The organism is Devosia neptuniae (assembly GCF_025452235.1).
Classification (GTDB): Bacteria; Pseudomonadota; Alphaproteobacteria; order Rhizobiales; family Devosiaceae; genus Devosia.
Genome location: NZ_CP104965.1, coordinates 1560964 through 1578553 on the forward strand (window position 1 = coordinate 1560964; position 17590 = coordinate 1578553).

At 62.5% G+C, this 17590-nt stretch carries 16 protein-coding genes and 1 pseudogene; 8 read left to right on the forward strand and 9 right to left on the reverse strand.

Annotated features, from left to right (window positions below):
- Positions 1–153 precede the first annotated feature (153 nt).
- Entirely contained in the window at positions 154–552 is a 399-nt protein-coding gene (locus N8A98_RS10455; protein ID WP_262171187.1) for a VOC family protein, read from the reverse strand.
- A gap of 81 nt (positions 553–633) precedes the next feature.
- Positions 634–1008, reverse strand: coding sequence for a YciI family protein (locus N8A98_RS10460; protein WP_262171188.1), 375 nt, complete (start codon positions 1006–1008; stop codon positions 634–636).
- Positions 1009–1160: 152 nt separating this feature from the next.
- Here N8A98_RS10460 and N8A98_RS10465 point away from each other — a divergent pair, with 152 nt between their 5' ends.
- From N8A98_RS10465 to N8A98_RS10480, 4 genes are read left to right on the forward strand one after another with little or no spacing between them, the layout of a single operon-like run.
- Complete coding sequence (locus N8A98_RS10465) at positions 1161–2222, forward strand: aldo/keto reductase (protein WP_262171189.1); 1062 nt, start codon at positions 1161–1163, stop codon at positions 2220–2222.
- Complete coding sequence (locus tag N8A98_RS10470) at positions 2215–2898, forward strand: fumarylacetoacetate hydrolase family protein (RefSeq protein WP_262171191.1); 684 nt, start codon at positions 2215–2217, stop codon at positions 2896–2898. Before N8A98_RS10465 ends, N8A98_RS10470 begins: the two co-directional genes overlap by 8 nt.
- Positions 2898–3986: an ATP-dependent DNA helicase gene (locus N8A98_RS10475; protein ID WP_262171192.1), complete on the forward strand. Its 1089-nt coding sequence runs from the start codon at positions 2898–2900 to the stop codon at positions 3984–3986. The genes N8A98_RS10470 and N8A98_RS10475 overlap by 1 nt, the downstream gene beginning before the upstream one ends.
- The gene (locus N8A98_RS10480) at positions 3983–4873 is read left to right on the forward strand and encodes a transglutaminase family protein (protein WP_262171194.1); all 891 of its coding nucleotides are present in this window, start codon (positions 3983–3985) and stop codon (positions 4871–4873) included. The genes N8A98_RS10475 and N8A98_RS10480 overlap by 4 nt, the downstream gene beginning before the upstream one ends.
- A gap of 189 nt (positions 4874–5062) precedes the next feature.
- Here the strand turns inward: N8A98_RS10480 and N8A98_RS10485 are convergent, their stop codons facing one another.
- Both N8A98_RS10485 and N8A98_RS10490 read right to left on the reverse strand, forming a co-directional pair.
- Positions 5063–5896, reverse strand: a complete 834-nt coding sequence (locus N8A98_RS10485; RefSeq protein ID WP_262171196.1) for a transglutaminase-like domain-containing protein — start codon at positions 5894–5896, stop codon at positions 5063–5065.
- Between the two features lie 67 nt (positions 5897–5963).
- Positions 5964–6296: a nuclear transport factor 2-like protein gene (locus tag N8A98_RS10490; RefSeq protein WP_113119946.1), complete on the reverse strand. Its 333-nt coding sequence runs from the start codon at positions 6294–6296 to the stop codon at positions 5964–5966.
- Between the two features lie 197 nt (positions 6297–6493).
- On the opposite strand from N8A98_RS10490, the pseudogene N8A98_RS10495 reads away from it, so the two are divergent.
- Both N8A98_RS10495 and N8A98_RS10500 read left to right on the forward strand, forming a co-directional pair.
- A pseudogene (locus N8A98_RS10495) lies at positions 6494–8278 on the forward strand (cation:proton antiporter domain-containing protein); the annotation flags it as partial.
- 761 nt (positions 8279–9039) lie between these two features.
- Positions 9040–9468 carry an RrF2 family transcriptional regulator gene (locus tag N8A98_RS10500; protein ID WP_035097167.1) on the forward strand — a complete coding sequence of 143 codons (429 nt, stop codon included), beginning with the start codon at positions 9040–9042 and terminating at the stop codon, positions 9466–9468.
- 273 nt (positions 9469–9741) lie between these two features.
- On the opposite strand, the gene purU is transcribed toward N8A98_RS10500, so the two are convergent.
- From purU to N8A98_RS10525, 5 genes are all read right to left on the reverse strand, one after another.
- Positions 9742–10596, reverse strand: coding sequence for a formyltetrahydrofolate deformylase (purU, locus tag N8A98_RS10505; protein ID WP_262171198.1), 855 nt, complete (start codon positions 10594–10596; stop codon positions 9742–9744).
- A 309-nt stretch (positions 10597–10905) separates the two neighbouring features.
- A complete protein-coding gene (locus N8A98_RS10510; protein ID WP_262171199.1) occupies positions 10906–11715 on the reverse strand; it encodes an ABC transporter permease subunit in 810 nt (269 codons plus the stop codon).
- Positions 11715–12677 carry an ABC transporter permease subunit gene (locus tag N8A98_RS10515; protein ID WP_262171201.1) on the reverse strand — a complete coding sequence of 321 codons (963 nt, stop codon included), beginning with the start codon at positions 12675–12677 and terminating at the stop codon, positions 11715–11717. Before N8A98_RS10515 ends, N8A98_RS10510 begins: the two co-directional genes overlap by 1 nt.
- A gap of 168 nt (positions 12678–12845) precedes the next feature.
- Positions 12846–13994 carry an ABC transporter ATP-binding protein gene (locus N8A98_RS10520; protein ID WP_262171203.1) on the reverse strand — a complete coding sequence of 383 codons (1149 nt, stop codon included), beginning with the start codon at positions 13992–13994 and terminating at the stop codon, positions 12846–12848.
- Between the two features lie 158 nt (positions 13995–14152).
- Positions 14153–15244, reverse strand: coding sequence for a polyamine ABC transporter substrate-binding protein (locus N8A98_RS10525; RefSeq protein ID WP_262171205.1), 1092 nt, complete (start codon positions 15242–15244; stop codon positions 14153–14155).
- 443 nt (positions 15245–15687) lie between these two features.
- On the opposite strand from N8A98_RS10525, the gene N8A98_RS10530 reads away from it, so the two are divergent.
- Together N8A98_RS10530 and N8A98_RS10535 are read left to right on the forward strand one after the other, a co-directional pair.
- A complete protein-coding gene (locus tag N8A98_RS10530; protein WP_113119939.1) occupies positions 15688–16635 on the forward strand; it encodes a pseudouridine-5'-phosphate glycosidase in 948 nt (315 codons plus the stop codon).
- Positions 16632–17516 (forward strand): carbohydrate kinase family protein, encoded by an 885-nt coding sequence (locus N8A98_RS10535; RefSeq protein ID WP_262171206.1) that lies wholly within the window; start codon positions 16632–16634, stop codon positions 17514–17516. The genes N8A98_RS10530 and N8A98_RS10535 overlap by 4 nt, the downstream gene beginning before the upstream one ends.
- Positions 17517–17590 lie beyond the last annotated feature (74 nt).

Here is a 17590-nt window from a genome sequence, read left to right on the forward strand (position 1 = left end):
GGAGCCGCGATGCCGTCCCCTCCCCCTTGAGGGGAGGGCTAGGGTGGGGGTTTCGTGATCTGCACAACCTCTATGCCGACGGATGGTCCGACACCTCCACCCTCAATCCCTCCCCTCAAGGGGGAGGGAGGCGGATCGTGGCTTTCTGGCGTCCTACGCCTTGGACTGGCCGACGGCCCAGGTGACGCCATAGGGGTCCTTGAGCTGGCCATAGGTGTCGCCCCAGAATTGCTCTTGCAGCGGCATGATGACATTGGCCCCGGCGGCTACGGCGCGGTCGAACCAGTGCTGGGCGTCCTCGACCTGCAGATGCAGATTGAAGCCCTGGGGCGCGACGATGGGGAAACCGTGTTCGGGGAAGAAATCGGACAGGAACAGCGGCGCGCCGTTGATTTCGATATGGGCATGCATGATGCGGGCATCGTCGCTGCTGGCCGGATTGCGGCTATGCTCGATGGCGCCGAAGGCTTTTTGATAGAAGGCGATGGCGTCGGCGACGCCATCGACATTGATATAGGGGATCAGGCCGCTGGTGGCTGGTGTGTCGGTCATGCTGGGCTCCTCGCAAATGGGTTGATGCAAGCACGACGAGCGGGCGGTGGCCAATCAGACCGGTCTGTCAGAAATATCGGATCAGCCGCCGATCTGGCTGGGTTTGAAGACGGCGAGTGGGCGGATTTCATAGGCGCCCATGCCGGGATTGGCCTGCGCCAGGTCCTTGGCGAAAGCGATAGCCTCGTCGAGCGTGTCGCAATCGGCAACGAAGAAGCCGAGGAACTGTTCCTTGGTTTCGGCAAAAGGACCATCGATGACGAGCGGCTCGCCCGAAGTCTTGCGCAGGGTGGTGGCGGCGCTGGTGGGCTTGAGCCGGGCAACCGGCCCAAGCTTGCCCCGGGCTTTCATGGCGTCTTCGACCTGGGCCAGGCGGACCATGCAGGCATCGTCCTCCTCCTTGCTCCAGGTGGCGATGGCGTTTTCGTCATTGTAACACAACACGGCATAGAGCATCGATCTGGCCCTCCTCGACAGCACGGTGTGCGACTATGCCCAAAATCGAGGCATGCTCCAGTTCTTTTTGCTGGCCTTCAAGCAGCGCGGGCGCATTGACCCGACTCTGATTGCACTCTAGCCCTTACGGACGTTTCCGCAGGAGGGTGATCATGGATTATCGCTATCTCGGCCGCTCAGGTCTCAAGGTCTCGACGCTCACCATGGGCACGATGACCTTTGGCGGCTCGGAAAAGGTGGGGCGTACGCCACAGGCTGAGGCGACGCGGCAGATCGATCTGTGCCTTGATCACGGCATCAACCTGCTCGACACCGCCAATGTCTATAATGCCGGGGTCTCCGAGGAGATGATCGGGGTGGCGCTCAGCGAAAACGGCCGCCGCCAAAAGGCTTTGATCGCCACCAAGGTGCGCTTCCGCATGGGCGATGGGCCCAATGATGTGGGGCTGAGCCGGCACCATATCGTGGCGCAGGCCGAGGCGAGCCTGAAACGGCTCAAGACCGATGTGATCGATCTTTACCAGGTGCATGAATGGGACGGGATGACGCCCATCGAAGAGACGATGGAAGCGCTCGATACGCTCGTGAAACAGGGTAAGGTGCGCTATATAGGCTGCTCGAATTATTCGGGCTGGCACATCACGAAGGCGCTGGCGGCGGCCGACAAAAATCACGGCCAGCGCTTCATCTCCCAGCAAATCCACTACACGCTGCATTCGCGCGAAGCTGAATATGAACTGGTGCCGATCAGCCAGGACCAAGGGCTGGGCATTCTGATCTGGTCGCCACTGGCTGGGGGCCTGCTGAGTGGCAAATATCGTCGGGATGGCGGGCCGGAGAGTGGCCGCCATGTCGGGGGCTCGCGTGAGCCGCCGGTGCCCGATTGGGACAAGCTTTATGATATTGTCGATGTGATCGTGGCCATTGCCGAGGAGCGCGGCGTGTCCGGCGCGCAGGTGGCTTTGGCCTGGGCGCTGGGGCGGCCGGGGGTGACCTCGGTGATCATTGGCGGGCGCAGCGAAGCCCAGTTCAAGGATAATCTGGCGGCCGCTGATTTGAAGCTCAGTGCCGAAGAACGGCAGAAACTCGATGCGGTCAGCCGGCCGCCGCTGCTCTATCCCTATTGGCACCAGACGTTTACGGCCAATGACCGGCTTGGTCCGGCCGACCAGGACCTGCTCTCAACCTATGTGGAAGATTTCAAACGTGGCTGATTTCCTGTTTGAGCCTTATGCGCCCGTGACCATTCCCATCGCCCGGGGCGGGCTGTTTGCCGTGCGGCGCATCTATTGCGTGGGCCGCAATTACGTCGAGCACATCCGCGAAATGGGCAATGACGAGCGCGAGCCGCCGTTCTTTTTCGCCAAGCCCGCTGATGCCGTCGTGGTGGGTGGGGCGGCGATTCCCTATCCGCCGCAGACCGACGATTTTCACCACGAGATCGAGCTGGTCGTGGCCATCGGCAAGGAAGGCGCGGACATTCCGGTGGAGCAGGCGCTGGCCCATGTCTATGGTTATGCTGCCGGGCTCGACATGACGCGGCGCGATATCCAGGCCATTGCCAAAAAGAGCGGTCGGCCGTGGGAAATGGCCAAGGCGTTCGATCATTCGGCGCCCATCGGCACGATCGAGCCGGCCAGCGAAATCGGGCATCCCGACAAGGGCGCCATCACGCTGTCGGTCAATGGTGTGGTGCGCCAGGAGGGCGATCTTGCCGAGCAGATCTGGAATGTCAGCGAAGCCATTGCCTATCTCAGCGGCTTTGTGACACTGAAGCCCGGCGACCTGATCATGACCGGCACGCCTTCGGGCGTTGGCGCGGTGGTCAAGGGCGATGTGCTGGAAGGCGCCATCGAGGGCGTGGGCCATGTACGGACCAGCATCGTCTGATGCCGGTCTGGTCGCCCCAGCAGGATGCGGCGCTGGTCGCGGTGTCCAATTGGCTCAAGGACCGCGACGGCCCGCAGGTGTTCCGCCTGTTCGGCTGGGCCGGCACGGGCAAATCGACGCTGGCCGTGCATCTGGCGCAGGACGTCAAGAGCGTCAAATATGCAGCCTTTACCGGCAAGGCGGCTCTGGTCATGCGCAAGCGCGGCTGCAAGGGCGCCCAGACCATTCATAGCCTGATCTATACGCTGGTCAGCGAGAAGGAAGGCGAGCCGCGTTTCGTGCTGGACGACGAATCCCCCGCGGCCGATGCCGATCTGATCGTCATCGACGAAGTTTCCATGGTGGATGAGCAATTGGGGCGGGACCTGCTCTCGTTTGGCACCAAGGTTTTGGTGCTGGGCGATCCGTTCCAACTGCCGCCGGTGCAGGGCGCGGGTTTTTTCACCGCCGACGAGCCCGATATCATGCTGACCGAAATCCATCGCCAGGCGGCGGATAATCCGATCATTGCGCTCTCCATGCAGGTGCGCGAGGGCGGCTATATCGAGCGCGGGCGCTATGGGGAATCTCTAGTGGTCGCCCGTGAGGATGTCGATCGCGATGCGGTGCTGGAGGCCGATCAGGTGCTGGTGGGGCGCAACAAGACGCGCCTGCAATATAATGATCGGTTGCGCGAGCTGCGCGGCCTGCCGTTTCACGAGCCGGTAGTGGGCGACCGCATGGTGTGCCTGCGCAACAACGCGCGCAAGCGCCTGCTCAATGGGCAGATCTGGATCGTCACCGATGTCAGCCGCAAGGCCAATGGCAAATATTCGCTGCTGCTGGGGGCCGATGAAGGCAAGGGCGAAGCCAAGGTTTTGACCCACAAGGCGTTTTTCTCGGGGGAGGAAGACGCCATGAGCTGGCCCGAGCGGCGGCAATATGACGAGTTCACCTTTGGCTATTGCCTGACCGTGCACAAGGCGCAGGGCAGCCAATGGGACAATGTCTATCTGTTCGACGAGAGCTTCGTGTTCCGCGAAGAGCGGGCGCGCTGGCTCTATACCGGGATTACCCGCGCCGCCGAAAAGATCACGGTCGTCTCGTGACGCTGCTCACGGTGCGGCACGAGACGGTCTATCGCTATGTCCGGCCGGTGCGGTTCGGCGAGCATCGCATGCTGGTGCGGCCGCGCGACAGCATGGAACAGACGCTGGATTCGTTCAGCCTCAAGATATTCCCGGAGCCCTCGGCGATCCGCTGGATTCATGACGTGTTCGGCAATGGCATCGCGATTGCCGAGTTTGCCGAGCCCGCCGAGCAATTGCGGATCGTGGCCGGCATGGTGCTCGATCATACGCCCGAGCTGACGCCCAATTTCGAGATCGAGGTGCGGGCCAAGACCTATCCGTTCGATTATGGCGCTGTGGACAGCATCGATCTGGCGCCCAATATGCGGCGGCAATATCCCGATGAGGGGGAGGTCGATGCCTGGGCGCGGCGCTTTGTCAGCGGACAGGGCAAGACCGATACCGGGCATCTGCTGATGACCATGACCTATTCGATCAAGGAGAGTTTCAAATATCTCCGCCGGCCCGATCCGGGCACGCAGCGCCCGGCTGTGACACTATCGAAACGCCAGGGCACGTGCCGGGATTTTGCGTTGCTGATGATCGAGGCGGCGCGCTCGCTGGGCTTTGCGGCGCGGTTTGTAACGGGGTATCTCTATTCCCCGGCGCGCGATGGCGATCATCGTGGCGGTGGGGCGACGCATGCCTGGTGCCAGATTTATCTGCCGGGCGCGGGATGGGTGGAGTTCGACCCGACCAATGGCATTATCGGCACGCGCGACCTGATCCGGGTCGGGGTGGCGCGGGAGCCGCAGCAGGCGATTCCGATTGCCGGCACGTTTATCGGCCGCAAGGATGATTATCTGGGCATGGATGTCGAGGTCATTGTCGAGCGGGTGACATCGCCGCAGGATTCTATGGGTTAGAGATAGCCCTTCAGATTGGGAGTCCCGATCCGGTTCCCTCCCCCTTGTGGGGAGGGTTAGGGTGGGGGGTCTGAAGCTACCAAAAGCTCTATGCCGATGGAAAACTCAGCACCCCCACCCTCAATCCCTCCCCACAAGGGGGAGGGAGGCTGATTCGGGCTCTCGATATTGGGTGCCTAGTGCCTAGAACTAGCTGCGCGCGACGCTGACTGCGTCCGTAGTCCATTCCTCCGCCGTGTTGCCATCGGCATTGCTCCAGACTTCGATGGGGAGCGGATTGACGGCGCCGTAAATGGTGGCGAAGGCGGTGTCGGCGGCGTCGCGGCCGCAGCCGATGCGGACCATGCCGTCGAGCGCGGCCATGCGGGTGGCGTCGAACAGATACCAGCGATCGCCCAGATAGGCTTCGAATACGGCGTGGAAATCCTGCGGGTGCAATTGCCAGGCGTAACAGGAGACGAAACGCGCCGGAATGCCCAGGGCGCGGCAGAAGGTGATGCCCAGATGGGCGAAGTCGCGGCAGACGCCAGCCCGCAGGGCAAAGGTATCGGCGGCGGTGGTCGTGGTATCGCTGGTGCCGCTGAGATAATCGACCTCGGCATTGATCCAGTTGCAAATCTCGGTGACCCGGCCAAAGCCGGGCGCAATGCCGCCGAACTGGCGATTGGCAAAGCGGGCCAATTGGTCAGAGGGGCAATAGCGGGATGGATTGAGATAGGGCAGGGTATCAAGCGGCAGGCGGGCGACGGGCACTTCCTCGATCATGCCCGGCGGGTTGTGCAGGGCATCGAGCTCGATCTCGGCGGTGTAGCGCAGGCGCAGCTGGCCCGGCTGGGCGGTGAGGCGCAGATAGCGATTGCCAGTTTCGGTGGCGGTCTTTTCATCGGCCGGCAGGTTGGGCGTGATAGTCAGCGTTTCGCCCAGGATGCGCTGGCGGCCGCCAGCAATGGCCTCGATGTTGAAAATCAGGGTCGCCGGCTCGATGATCTCGTAGCCGATGTCGCATCCGACGGAAAATTTCATGGCTCACCCCGTTGCGGGCGATCTACCGCCTTGTTGCGACAACCCGATGATAGCAGCCTGGTTCCGTTCAACCGGCGCTGATCTTGAGTTCGCGGATCTGATCGTCCCCTAGCACGAAGGTGAAGACGCTGTCGCCGGTGAAGAAGGAGCTGGCCCAGTGGGTATTGAGCGAGATGCGGTTGGGCGCGCGCTCGATCACCTCGCCATAGCTCAGCGTGCCCTTGGCGCCGATCAGTTCCTTGGCGCTCCAATTCAGGATGGCCTGGTGGCCGGAAAAGCGCCGACCCCAATCCTCCACCGTGCCATCGGCAGGGAAGAGGGCAATGAAGGCGTCGGTGTCGCCCGCATTAATGGCGGCGTGGAAGGCTTGCAGCACAGGCGGTAGCGCAGTGTCCGGCATGGTCCCTCGCGTGGCGCCAATGCGCCATAACAAAGCCAAACTTAGCCCACTGCATTGGCCAGTGTGAAGTCTTTCGTCCAAGTTCGTCCAATTGCTGATGAATTTTGGGCCCATGGCCCGCTTGCACATGCTGCGTGGATACCCCATCTTCGCGATAGAGATTTCGCGATAGCTCACAAGACCTGCGGAGGCGCTGAATGCATCACGATACCCCCCTGATCACCACGATCGTTGCGGGTCTCGTACTTGCATTCATTTTCGGCATGATTGCCAACCGCTTCCGACTGCCGCCGCTGGTGGGGTATCTGTTTGCCGGCGTGCTGGTGGGCCCCAATACACCCGGTTTCGTGGCTGATCAGGCGCTGGGGGCGGAGCTGGCCGAACTGGGGGTGATCCTCCTGATGTTCGGGGTGGGTCTGCACTTTTCGCTCAAGGATTTGATGAGCGTGCGGGCGCTGGCCATTCCCGGGGCGCTGGCGCAGATCGCGCTGGCGACACTATTGGGCCTGGGGTTGGCGACGCTGTTGGGCTGGGGCATTGGCGCGGGGCTGTTGTTCGGGCTGGCGCTATCGGTGGCCTCCACCGTGGTGTTGCTCAAGGCTTTGCAGGATCGGCGGCTGATCGAGACCGAGCGCGGCCGCATCGCGGTTGGCTGGTTGATCGTGGAAGACCTCGCCATGGTGCTGGCGCTGGTGCTGATCCCGGCTATTGCGAGCCTGAACGGCGCCGATAGTGGCGTGCATGATCCCTTCGTGTCCTTTGTCGAGCGCATTATCGGTGGCTCGGTCGGCATCTGGGGCGTGCTGGGGCTGACCGTCATCAAGGTCGCCGCTTTCGTGGGCTTCATGCTGATCGTGGGCCGCAGGCTCATTCCCTGGGCGCTGCATGCCACGGCCCATACCGGCAGCCGCGAATTGTTCCGGCTGGCCGTGCTGGCGATTGCGCTGGGCGTGGCTTTGGGCTCGGCCGTGTTGTTCGGCGTGTCGCTGGCGCTGGGGGCGTTTTTTGCCGGCATGATCCTTTCCGAAAGCGAACTCAGCCACCGGGCGGCGCAGGAAACCCTGCCGCTGCGCGACGCTTTTGCCGTGCTGTTTTTCGTGTCGGTCGGCATGCTGTTCGACCCCTCGATCATCATCACCAATCCGCTGCCGGTGCTGGCGACGGTATTCATCATCATCATCGGCAAGTCGCTGGCGGCGTTCGGCATCGTGTTGCTGTTCCGCCGGCCGATGGCCACGGCGCTGACCATTTCGGCCTCGCTGGCGCAGATCGGCGAATTCTCGTTCATCCTGGCCAGCATGGGCGTGTCGCTGGCCATTTTGCCGCCGGAAGGGCAGGATTTGATCCTGGCCGGGGCACTGATTTCCATTGTGCTCAATCCGCTGGTGTTCTGGGCGGTCGATCTGGTGCGGCCGCGGCTGGAAGCGCGGGTGTTGCAGCGCAAGGCCGAGCAGATGGAACGCGATGGCGTGCGCATCGAACCGACCGATCGCGTGGATGCGGCCGAGGGGCCGATCACCAGCGATGCGCCGGGTGAAGCTGCCGTCGATCGTGGCGCGCCGGGCGCTGATGACGATGTGCCTGATGCCTCCAACCAGATCGATCATACGGTGCTGGTGGGCTATGGGCAGGTTGGGCGCGTGGTGGCCGAGGGGCTCAAGGCTGCTGGATCGCCCGTAGTGGTGATCGAGGATTCCGACCATGACGTGGCGGCGGCGCGGGCGGCGGGGCTGGAAGTGGTGTTCGGCAACGCGGCGAGTTCCGCCGTGCTGAAGCTGGCCAATCTTGAAGCCGCCAAGACGCTGTTGATTGCCATTTCCAATGGCTTTGAGGCCGGCACGGTCTGCGAATCCGGGCGCAAGCTCAATCCGGGTATTCGCATCATCACGCGGGCCTATTCCGAAGAGGAAGACGTGCATCTGCGCGGGCTGGGCGCCGATATCGTCATTCGTGGCGAGCGCGAAATTGGCATTGGCATGTTGGCCTGGCTGCGCGGCGAGCGGAGCGAGGATGTTCCGACAAGCGTTGTGCCCGAGCCGGAACCGGTGGAGCCCAAATTGCCGCCGGTCGAGAACCTGTTGGCCAAGGCTGTAGCGACGCCTGCTGCTGTCATTGTGGCGACCGAGGCGGTGCCGGTCGAGGTGGTGGATGCGCCTGTTGTAGCGGAGGCGCCGGAGCCGGAAGCGGTTGACGAGGCCGAGGCCATTCCTGCTGCCGATGTCATCATTTTGCCGCCGCCTGAGCGGGAGCAGGATAGCGACGAGGCTGATATTCCGGCGGCGGATCTGGAAAGCGTAGCGAGCACGCCAGCCGTTGGCGAGGCGCCGGCGGCGATCGATGAGATTGTGCTGCCGGTGAGTGTGGTGGCGCCTGAGGTGGAAGCTTCGGAGGCCGATGCGGATGTGACTACCGAGGTGGAAGAGGCAGAGGCCGAAGTAGCCGACGAGCAGGCCGAGGTGGAGGAGGCTGTCGCTGATCTCGATGGGTCGGATGGGGCTGTTGCCGACGCAGAGGCAAGTGATCCAGAGGAACAGGATGCCGAGGATGCTGACGCCGAGGCTGACGAGGCCGAAGCTGTTGAGGTTGCCGACGAGGCCGATGCAGCCGACGAGCCGGAAAAGACTGGAATCGTGCCGCCCGTGACGCCGGAACCCAAGGGCTAGGTGTTTGCTTTGGGCATGATTGCGCGCATAGGTCAGGATTGGCAGAGTGCGGTGATCACGCGCCGGGGGCAGTTGGGACGATGATTTCGCAGAAAGCCAAATATGCCTTGCGGGCCTTGGTGTCGCTGGCCCGGGCGGGGCGGGGCGAAACCATGATGATTGGCGAAATCTCCAAGGCCCAGGCGATCCCCAAGAAGTTTCTGGAGCAGATTCTTTTGGAGCTCAAGCGGGCGGGCTATGTGGCCAGCCGGCGCGGGCGGACCGGGGGCTATGAGCTGCTGCGGGCGCCCGAGGAGATCCGGTTTGGCGAGGTGTTGCGGCTGATCGATGGGCCGATTGCGCCGCTGCCGTGCCTGTCCAAGATCGCCTATCGCAAATGCGAGGATTGCCGGGACGAGGCAAGTTGCGAAATCCGCCATGTGTTTGAGCGGGTGACGTTGGCGACGCGCGCCGTGCTGGATGAGACGACGCTGGCGGATTCGCTGCGGCTGGAGGATTTGCCGGTTTGAATGAGGGGCTCATTGCCCGGCGTGTTCCCTCAACTGCCCCACCCACGATGCTCCCTCGGGCTTGACCCGAGGGTCTCTCGTGGCTTGTGCCGGGCCGATAATGGCCCTCGGGTCAAGCCCGAGGGAGACGGTGGTTGTTGGGCGATGGTGGTTTACGGCTAATTCGTTATCCCGCATCCCTGATGCCATTCGAGCGTAGCTCTCATGGCCTCCTCGCTCAAATCGCTCACGAGGGGGAGGGGGACGACTGTGGTTTTGGGTGTCAGGTAAGGATTACCCAAACACCACGGTCTTCTTGCCGTTCAGCATGACCCGGTTTTCCAGATGCAGTTTGACGGCGCGGGCGAGGACGCGGCTTTCGATGTCGCGGCCGGCGGCGACGAGATCGTCGGGGCTCATGGCGTGGGTGACGCGGGCGGTTTCCTGCTCGATGATCGGGCCTTCGTCGAGGTCGGGCGTCACGTAATGGGCGGTGGCGCCGATGATTTTGACGCCGCGCTCATGGGCCTGGTGATAGGGCTTGGCGCCCTTGAAGCTGGGCAGGAACGAATGATGGATATTGATCACCTGACCGAACAGGCGGGTGGATAGATTGTCCGACAGCACCTGCATATAGCGCGCGAGGACGACGAGATCGGCGCCCGATTGCTTGATCACGCCAAGCACTTGCTCTTCCTGGCTCGCCTTGGTGGCGGCGGTGACGGGCAGCAGGTGGAAGGGGATATTTTCCGCCTCGGCCAGCTTTTGGGTCGTGTCGTGATTGGAGACAATGGCGGCGACTTCGGCGTCGAGCCAGCCGACCTGAATCTGGTAGAGCAGGTGGCGCAGGGTGTGATCGAATTTGCTGACCATGATGACGATGCGCTTCTTGCGGGCTTCGTCGACCAGGGCGGTCTTCATCGAGAAGCGCTCGATGGGGGATTTGAGCGCGCGTTCGATGGTCTGGCTGGTGACGCCTTGGGGGGCGGTGAAAGCCAGGCGCATGAAGAAGCGGTCGGTTTCGCGATCCCAGAACTGATTGGATTCGGCGATATTGGCATTAAGCGCGGCCAGCTCGGTGGTGACGGCGGCGACGATGCCGGGGCGATCGGCGCAGGACAGGGTCAGGACGAAATTGGCCGTGGTCATGGAAGCCTCGAAATTATCTTGCCAGCGGTATCAATGGCTTGGGCCGCTCCGTCAAGTCGGCAATAAAAAGGGCCGCCCGAAACGGACGGCCCTTCCTGAGTATATAGGCCCCAAGTGCCTTGAAGGATTGTGCTAGCCGAGGCTTACCTCCGTAGCTTGCACCGAAAATCCAAGACCTGCTTCGAGAACCTTAATCTCAATCGACACTGGATCACCTCCTTCACGTTGGTTGAACATGATGCCAGCATGACAGATTTTTTCGATCTGTCCAGTCGATCACAATTTGTCGCAGCGAAGCGGTTTTGGCCGTTACGCCCGCGCCTTTTTGGGGCGGGCGCGCAATTGCAACAGGGTGGCGGCGAAGACGCCCAGGGCGACGATGCCAATGATGATGGTGGCCAAAGCATTCACGTCCGGCGAGACGCCCAGCTTCACCTTACTGAAGATCACCATGGGCAGGGTGGAGGAGCCGGGGCCGGAAACGAAGCTGGCAATGACCAGATCGTCGAGCGAGAGGGTGAAGGCCAGCAGCCAGCCCGAAACCAGAGCCGGGGCAATGATGGGCAGGGTAATGTCGAAGAACACCCGGAGCGGGGTGGCGCCCAGATCCATAGCGGCTTCTTCAAGGCTGAGATCGAAATCGGCCAGACGGGACTGCACCACGACGCAGACATAGGCCATGCAGAAGGTGGAATGGGCGATGATGATGGTGACGATGCCGCGTCCGGCGGGCCAGCCCAAAGTGCCTTCCATGGCCACAAAGAGCAGCAGGAGCGCGAGGCCCGTGATCACGTCGGGCATGACCAGGGGCGCCGAGACGGTGCCGGCCAGCACGGTGCGGCCACGGAATTTGCGGAAGCGCACGAGGGCGACGGCGGCCAGCGTGCCCAATACCAGGGCGATGGAGGCGCTGAAAAAGGCGATCTGCAGGCTCAGCCATGCGGCGCCGAGCATTTGCGGATCGGCAAACAGCTCGCCATACCATTTAGTGGAGAAGCCGCCCCAGACGGTGACGAGCTTGCTTTCGTTGAACGAGAAGACGACCAGCGACATGATGGGCGCATAGAGGAAGGCAAAGCCGAGCGTTGCCGTGATGGGCAGGAACCAGCCGCGACGCATTACTTGTTCCTCTCATTGTCTTGCACCGCATCCTGCGCCTTTTGCAGCAGCATGATGGGGATGACGACCACAACCAGCATGGCGATGGCGACGGCTGCCGCGCGGGGCCAATTGGTATTGGCAAAGAACTCGTCCCACAGCACCCGGCCGATCATCAACGTGCTGGGTCCGCCCAATAGCGAAGGGATGACGAATTCGCCGATGGCGGGGATGAAGACCAGCATGGAGCCGGCAATAATGCCGGGCATGGAGAGAGGCAGGGTGATGGACAAGAAGGTGCGGACGGGGCGCGCGCCCAGATCCGCCGAAGCCTCGAGCAGGGCGCCGTCGAGCTTCACCAAATTGGTATAGAGCGGCAGGATCATGAAGGGCAAATAGGTGTAGACGATGCCGACATAGACGGCGAAATCGGTCTGCATCATCACCACAGGCGGGATGCCGAACAGGCCGAGGAAATTGTTGATCACGCCATTGCCGCGCATGAAGCCGGTCAGCGCGTAGACGCGCAGCAGGAACGAGGTCCAGAACGGCAGGATGACCAGCATGAGCAGGATATTGCGCCAGCGATCGGGCGCGCGGGCAATGGCATAGGCCATGGGGTAGCCGATCAAGAGGGTAATGACCGTCGAGATGAAGGCGATCTTGATCGAGCTGAGATAGGCCGCGACATAGAGATTGTCGGTGAAGAGGCGCAGGTAATTGGAGAGGTGCAGCGTGAGTTGCACCGTGCCTTCGTCGGTGGTGAGCAGGGGCGTATAGGGCGGGCGGCCGAATTGCTTGACCGAGAGCGAAATACCGAACACGACCAGCAGCGGCACGAGGAAGAACACGGTGAGCCAGATGGCGGGCGCGGCAATGACCAGCGCGCGACCGGAGAGGCCAATGGCTTTGAGGCCGCGCTCGAACAGGGTCCAGGGCCGGCGGCGCGGTGGCGGCGGGGAATCGGTGTCGAAGCTAGACATGGGTGTGCTCCTCTTCACCTCTCCCCCAGGGGGAGAGGTCGACCGCCTTTGGTCGGGTGAGGGGGCCTTTTCCTGACCCGGCGCGAGGGGAAGGCCCCCTCACCCGGCGCTGCACGCCGACCTCTCCCCCGAAGGGAGAGGTGAAGGAAGCCGTCTTTGCTGCGCTGCTCATACCGTCAGCACCGAGCCGGAGCTGTCGCCCCAGGTGAGGTAGACAGTCTCGTCCCAGGTGATGGAATCGGGATTGCCGCGGACGGTGTTGGTCTGGGTGACACGCAGGCGTTTGCCGCTTTCAAGCAGGATCTGGTAGACGCTCATATCGCCTAGATAGCCGATTTCCTCGACCATGCCCTTGGTGACATTGGCATCGAAGGGCGCGTCGGGTTTTTCGCGACTGAGATGGACCTTTTCGGGGCGGATGGCCCACCATAGAATCTGGTCGGGGGCGCAATCGACGCCGTGGCCCACATAGATATCGCAGCCCAATTCGGCCGAGCGGATGCGCACATGGCCGGGTTCGTCTTCGGTGACGACGCCTTCCACCATATTGACCGAGCCGATGAAGCCGGCGACGAATTTGGAATTGGGGAATTCATAAATGTCGGTGGGCTCGCCGATCATGGCGATTTCGCCCTGGTTCATCACCCCGATGCGGGTGGCGAGGCTCATCGCCTCTTCCTGATCGTGAGTGACCACGATGAAGGTAACGCCGAGGGTTTCCTGGATCTTGACCAGCTCGAACTGGGTTTCCTCGCGCAGCTTCTTGTCGAGCGCGCCGAGCGGTTCGTCGAGCAGCAAAAGTTTTGGTCGCTTGGCAAGGGCGCGGGCGAGGGCGACGCGCTGGCGCTGGCCGCCCGAAAGCTGGTGCGGCTTGCGCTTGCCATAGTCCTGCAGCTTGACCAAGGTCAGCAGCTCGGCGACGCGGTCGGCGATTTCGGCAGGAGGCAGATGATCGCGCTTGAGGCCATAGGCGATGTTTTGCTCGACATTCATATGCGGGAACAGCGCATAGGACTGGAACATCATATTGATGGGGCGATTGTAGGGGGCGACCCCGGTCATATCCTGGCCGTCGATTTCGATGGTGCCCGAAGTGGGCTCCTCAAAGCCGGCCAGCATGCGCAGCAGAGTGGACTTGCCCGAGCCCGAACCGCCGAGCAGGCAGAAGAGTTCGGATTTGTAGATATCGAGCGAGACGTCGGAAACGGCGGCAACGTCGCCGAATTTCTTGGTGACGTTCTTGATGCGCACGAAGGGTTTTGCGCTGGGGTCGCGCCACGGACGCGTGTCGATAGCCAATTGGGGCTTTTTAGCCATGTCGGTCCCTAGCAATCCTATCAGTAGACCTCATCCTGAGCCCGTCGAAGGACGAGGTCGTGACTGGATGGTGCCACGCCCTCGTGGTTCGACAGGCTCACCATGAGGGCTATTGGTGGGTCAAAGTTGGAAGGGGCGGCTGGTGCCGCCCCTTGGTGTTACTGGCCGGTTTTGATGCGGGTCCAGGTGCGGGTCAAGGTTTCTTCGAATTCAGGCGTATGCGCCTTCATGACGAAGGCTTTGGCGATGGTTTCGGCCGGCGGGTAGATGCCGGGATTGTTCTTGACGTCGTCGTTGACGAACTCGGTCGCCTTGAGGTTCGGATTGGCATAGAAAACGTAATTGGTGATCGCTGCCACGACCTGGGGTTCAAGAATGTAATTGATGAACTTGTGGGCGTTATCCGGGTGCGGCGCGTCAGCCGGGATGGCGAGGAAGTCGAACAGGGTCGCGGCGCCTTCCTTGGGGATGACGTAGCGGACTTCGACGGGCGTTGCGGCATTGGCGCCGGCATCGATCGACTGGAAGATATCGCCCGAATAGCCCAGGGCCACGCAGGTTTCGCCATTGCCCAGATCGTCAATATACTGGGACGAGTGGAAGTAGCGGATATAGGGCTTGATGCTGGTCAGCAGCGCTTCGGCCTTGGCCAGGTCGTCTGCGCTTTCCGAATTGGGGTCGAGGCCCAGATAATTGAGCGCGATGCCGGTGACTTCGGACGGGCTATCGAGCAGGCTGATGCCACAGGCGGCCAGCTTTTCGGCATATTCGGGCTTGAAGATCAGGTCCCAGCTGTCGGTCGGGGCGTCGGCGCCCAGAATTTCGGTGACCTTGGCGACATTGTAGCCATAGCCGATCGTGTTGATCATATAGGGCACGGCATGGGCATTGTCGGGGTCCTGCTCGGCGGCAGTCGTCATCACCGCAGGATCGAGATTGCTGAGGTTAGGCAGCTTGGATTTGTCGAGCTCAAGGATCAGGCCGGCCTGGATCTGGCGCTCGAGGAAATTGCCCGAGGGCACCACGATGTCGTAGCCCGAATTGCCGGCCAGCAGCTTGGCGTCGACGATCTCGTTATTGTCGTAGACGTCGTAATTCACCTTGATGCCGGTTTCGGCCTCGAAATTGGCGATGGTGTCTTCGGCAATATAGTCGGACCAATTGTAGACGTTGAGAACGGCTTCTTCCTGGGCCAGGGCCGGGGAGGCCACCATGAGTGCCCCCAAGGCAAGTGCGAGCGTCTTGTTCATCTGCGGTGAGCTCCTGTATTTTTGGTTTTTGGTCTGTTCTGGTTTTGCCATGCCCAAGGCGCGGCAAGCTTTTTGTCACGCCTGGGGCGTGTGGCTGCGCGGGGTCATCTGGGAGACCCCGATGCGCAAGCGGAAAACGGAACGGCATATATGCGGAAAGAGCGCTGAAAAGCGCTGGCGGACTTGGCTGTGCTGGGCCCGGAGCGGGGCGCGTATCGATCGGCGCCAGAGGCGCAATCAACAATGATCGTCTGCAGCGAAGTGCCCTTTCCCGCTGGATTTATGAGGGCAACCTAGAGCCAAATTACAGGAGCGACAAGCGGTTTTGCCCCGTCTTTCCGCGTTGTTTTGCCGGGGGTTGACGCCCCGGCGTCTGGCGGCGCACAACCCCGGGCAACAGGCGCCCGCAGGCGGCGCAGATCGACGCAGTACGGAGGCCGCTCATGAGCGCCAAGGCTTATCTTTCCATCAGTGCAGACGTGAAGGCCGCGCTCAAGGCCGGCAAGGCCGTGGTGGCGCTGGAATCCACCATCATCACCCATGGCATGCCCTATCCGCAGAACCTGGAAATGGCCAAGAATGTGGAAGCGGTGGTGCGGGCGCATGGCGCGGTGCCGGCCACCATTGCCATCATGGACGGGCGGTTCTGCGTGGGTGTTTCGGGGGAAGACCTGGAGCGGCTGGCGCTGGAAGGCGGCAAGGCCGCCAAGGCGAGCCGGCGCGATGTATCTTCGCTCCTCGTCAAGGGCGCGATTGCCGGCACGACGGTGGCCACCACGATGCAGATTGCGGCGCTGGCGGGCATTCATGTGTTTGCCACCGGCGGCATTGGCGGGGTGCATCGCGGCGCCGAGGACACGTTCGATATTTCGGCTGATCTTGAGGAATTGAGCCGCACGCCGGTGGCGGTCATCTGCGCGGGGGCCAAGTCGATCCTCGATATCGCCAAGACGCTCGAAGTGCTCGAGACCAATGGCGTGCCGGTGATCGGCTATGGCACGGATGAATTCCCCGCCTTCTGGGCGCGCAAGAGCGGGCACAAGGTGGATCACCGTTTCGACAATGTCGGGGACATTGCCAAGGTGGTCGGCATGCAGACCGATCTGGGCATGGGCGGCGTGTTGATCGCCAATCCGATCCCCGAGGCCGATGAGCTCGATGCGGCCTCGATCGAGGCGCGGATTGCCGAGGCCATTCGCGGCGCCGAGGCCGAGGGCGTGAGCCGCAAGGAGCTGACGCCATTCCTGCTCAAGCGCATTTTCGAATTGACCGAGGGCAAGTCGCTGGTGGCCAATATTGCGCTGGTCGAGAACAATGCCAAGGTCGCGGCGCAGATCGCGGTGGCGCTGGCAGCGCGTGAAGTTCCCCAGCCGGGCCTGCGCCGCGCATGAGTGCAAAAGTCCTCGTCGTCGGGGATGTGATGACCGATATCATCGTGGTGCCCGAGGGGCCCCTTGTCAAAGGCAGCGACAGGCGCGCCACGGTGCGCCATCGCCCCGGCGGGTCGGGGGCCAATCAGGCGGTGTGGCTGGGCGCCATGGGCGCCGATGTGGTGTTTGCCGCGCGGGTGGGTGCCGATGATCTTGCCCGGCTTGAGGATTATTTCCGGGGACGGGGCGTTACGCCGGTGCTGGCGGGGGATGCCGATCTGCCCTCGGGCGTATTGGTGACCATGGTCGATCCGGATGGGGAGCGCAGTTTCCTCACCGACCGGGGGGCCAATCTCAATCTGTCCTCTGATGACCTGCCGGCCACGCTGCTGGACGGGATCGGCATGGTCATGGTGTCGGGCTACAGCTTTTTTGCCGAGCGGCCGCGGCTGGCGGTGCAGGGCCTGTTGGCAGAGGCCAAGGCGCGGGGGATTGCGGTGGCGATCGATCCGGCCTCGGAGGGGTTTCTGGCGGAGGTGGGCGTCGAGCGGTTTATCGAGTGGACCCGTGGCGCTGATTGGCTGTTTGCCAATGAGGATGAGGCCGCGGCGCTGTGCGGGGCGAGGGGGTTCGAAGCCTGCGTGGTGGCGCTGGGTGCGCATTACCAGCGGGTGGTGCTCAAACGCGGGCGGCATGGCGCGGCGCTGGGCGGGCGCAATGGGGTGGAACTGACGCTGCCGGCGCGGGTCGTGGAAATGGTGGATTCGACGGGGGCGGGGGACGCCTTTGCGGCCGGGTTCGTGGCGGCGCTGCTGGCGGGAGATGACACCGGGCGCGCGATGGGCAAGGCTATCGCGGCAGGGGCTAAAGCGGTGCAGTCCATCGGCGGTCAGCCCAGCTGAGAACCCGCCTTGTTTGGGTCGCAATCGGCATGGCAAAACTGTGCATGGGCGCGCCGGGAATTGGCGGCCTGAGG

Excerpts from the sequence above, each read along its gene's own strand:
- N8A98_RS10455 (WP_262171187.1), bottom strand. The coding sequence starts at position 552 with ATGACCGACACACCAGCCACCAGCGGCCTGATCCCCTATATCAATGTC.
- N8A98_RS10460 (WP_262171188.1), bottom strand. The coding sequence starts at position 1,008 with ATGCTCTATGCCGTGTTGTGTTACAATGACGAAAACGCCATCGCCACC.
- N8A98_RS10465 (WP_262171189.1), top strand. The coding sequence starts at position 1,161 with ATGGATTATCGCTATCTCGGCCGCTCAGGTCTCAAGGTCTCGACGCTC.
- N8A98_RS10475 (WP_262171192.1), top strand. The coding sequence starts at position 2,898 with ATGCCGGTCTGGTCGCCCCAGCAGGATGCGGCGCTGGTCGCGGTGTCC.
- N8A98_RS10485 (WP_262171196.1), bottom strand. The coding sequence starts at position 5,896 with ATGAAATTTTCCGTCGGATGCGACATCGGCTACGAGATCATCGAGCCG.
- N8A98_RS10490 (WP_113119946.1), bottom strand. The coding sequence starts at position 6,296 with ATGCCGGACACTGCGCTACCGCCTGTGCTGCAAGCCTTCCACGCCGCC.
- N8A98_RS10500 (WP_035097167.1), top strand. The coding sequence starts at position 9,040 with ATGATTTCGCAGAAAGCCAAATATGCCTTGCGGGCCTTGGTGTCGCTG.
- purU (WP_262171198.1), bottom strand. The coding sequence starts at position 10,596 with ATGACCACGGCCAATTTCGTCCTGACCCTGTCCTGCGCCGATCGCCCC.
- N8A98_RS10510 (WP_262171199.1), bottom strand. The coding sequence starts at position 11,715 with ATGCGTCGCGGCTGGTTCCTGCCCATCACGGCAACGCTCGGCTTTGCC.
- N8A98_RS10515 (WP_262171201.1), bottom strand. The coding sequence starts at position 12,677 with ATGTCTAGCTTCGACACCGATTCCCCGCCGCCACCGCGCCGCCGGCCC.
- N8A98_RS10520 (WP_262171203.1), bottom strand. The coding sequence starts at position 13,994 with ATGGCTAAAAAGCCCCAATTGGCTATCGACACGCGTCCGTGGCGCGAC.
- N8A98_RS10525 (WP_262171205.1), bottom strand. The coding sequence starts at position 15,244 with ATGAACAAGACGCTCGCACTTGCCTTGGGGGCACTCATGGTGGCCTCC.
- N8A98_RS10530 (WP_113119939.1), top strand. The coding sequence starts at position 15,688 with ATGAGCGCCAAGGCTTATCTTTCCATCAGTGCAGACGTGAAGGCCGCG.
- N8A98_RS10535 (WP_262171206.1), top strand. The coding sequence starts at position 16,632 with ATGAGTGCAAAAGTCCTCGTCGTCGGGGATGTGATGACCGATATCATC.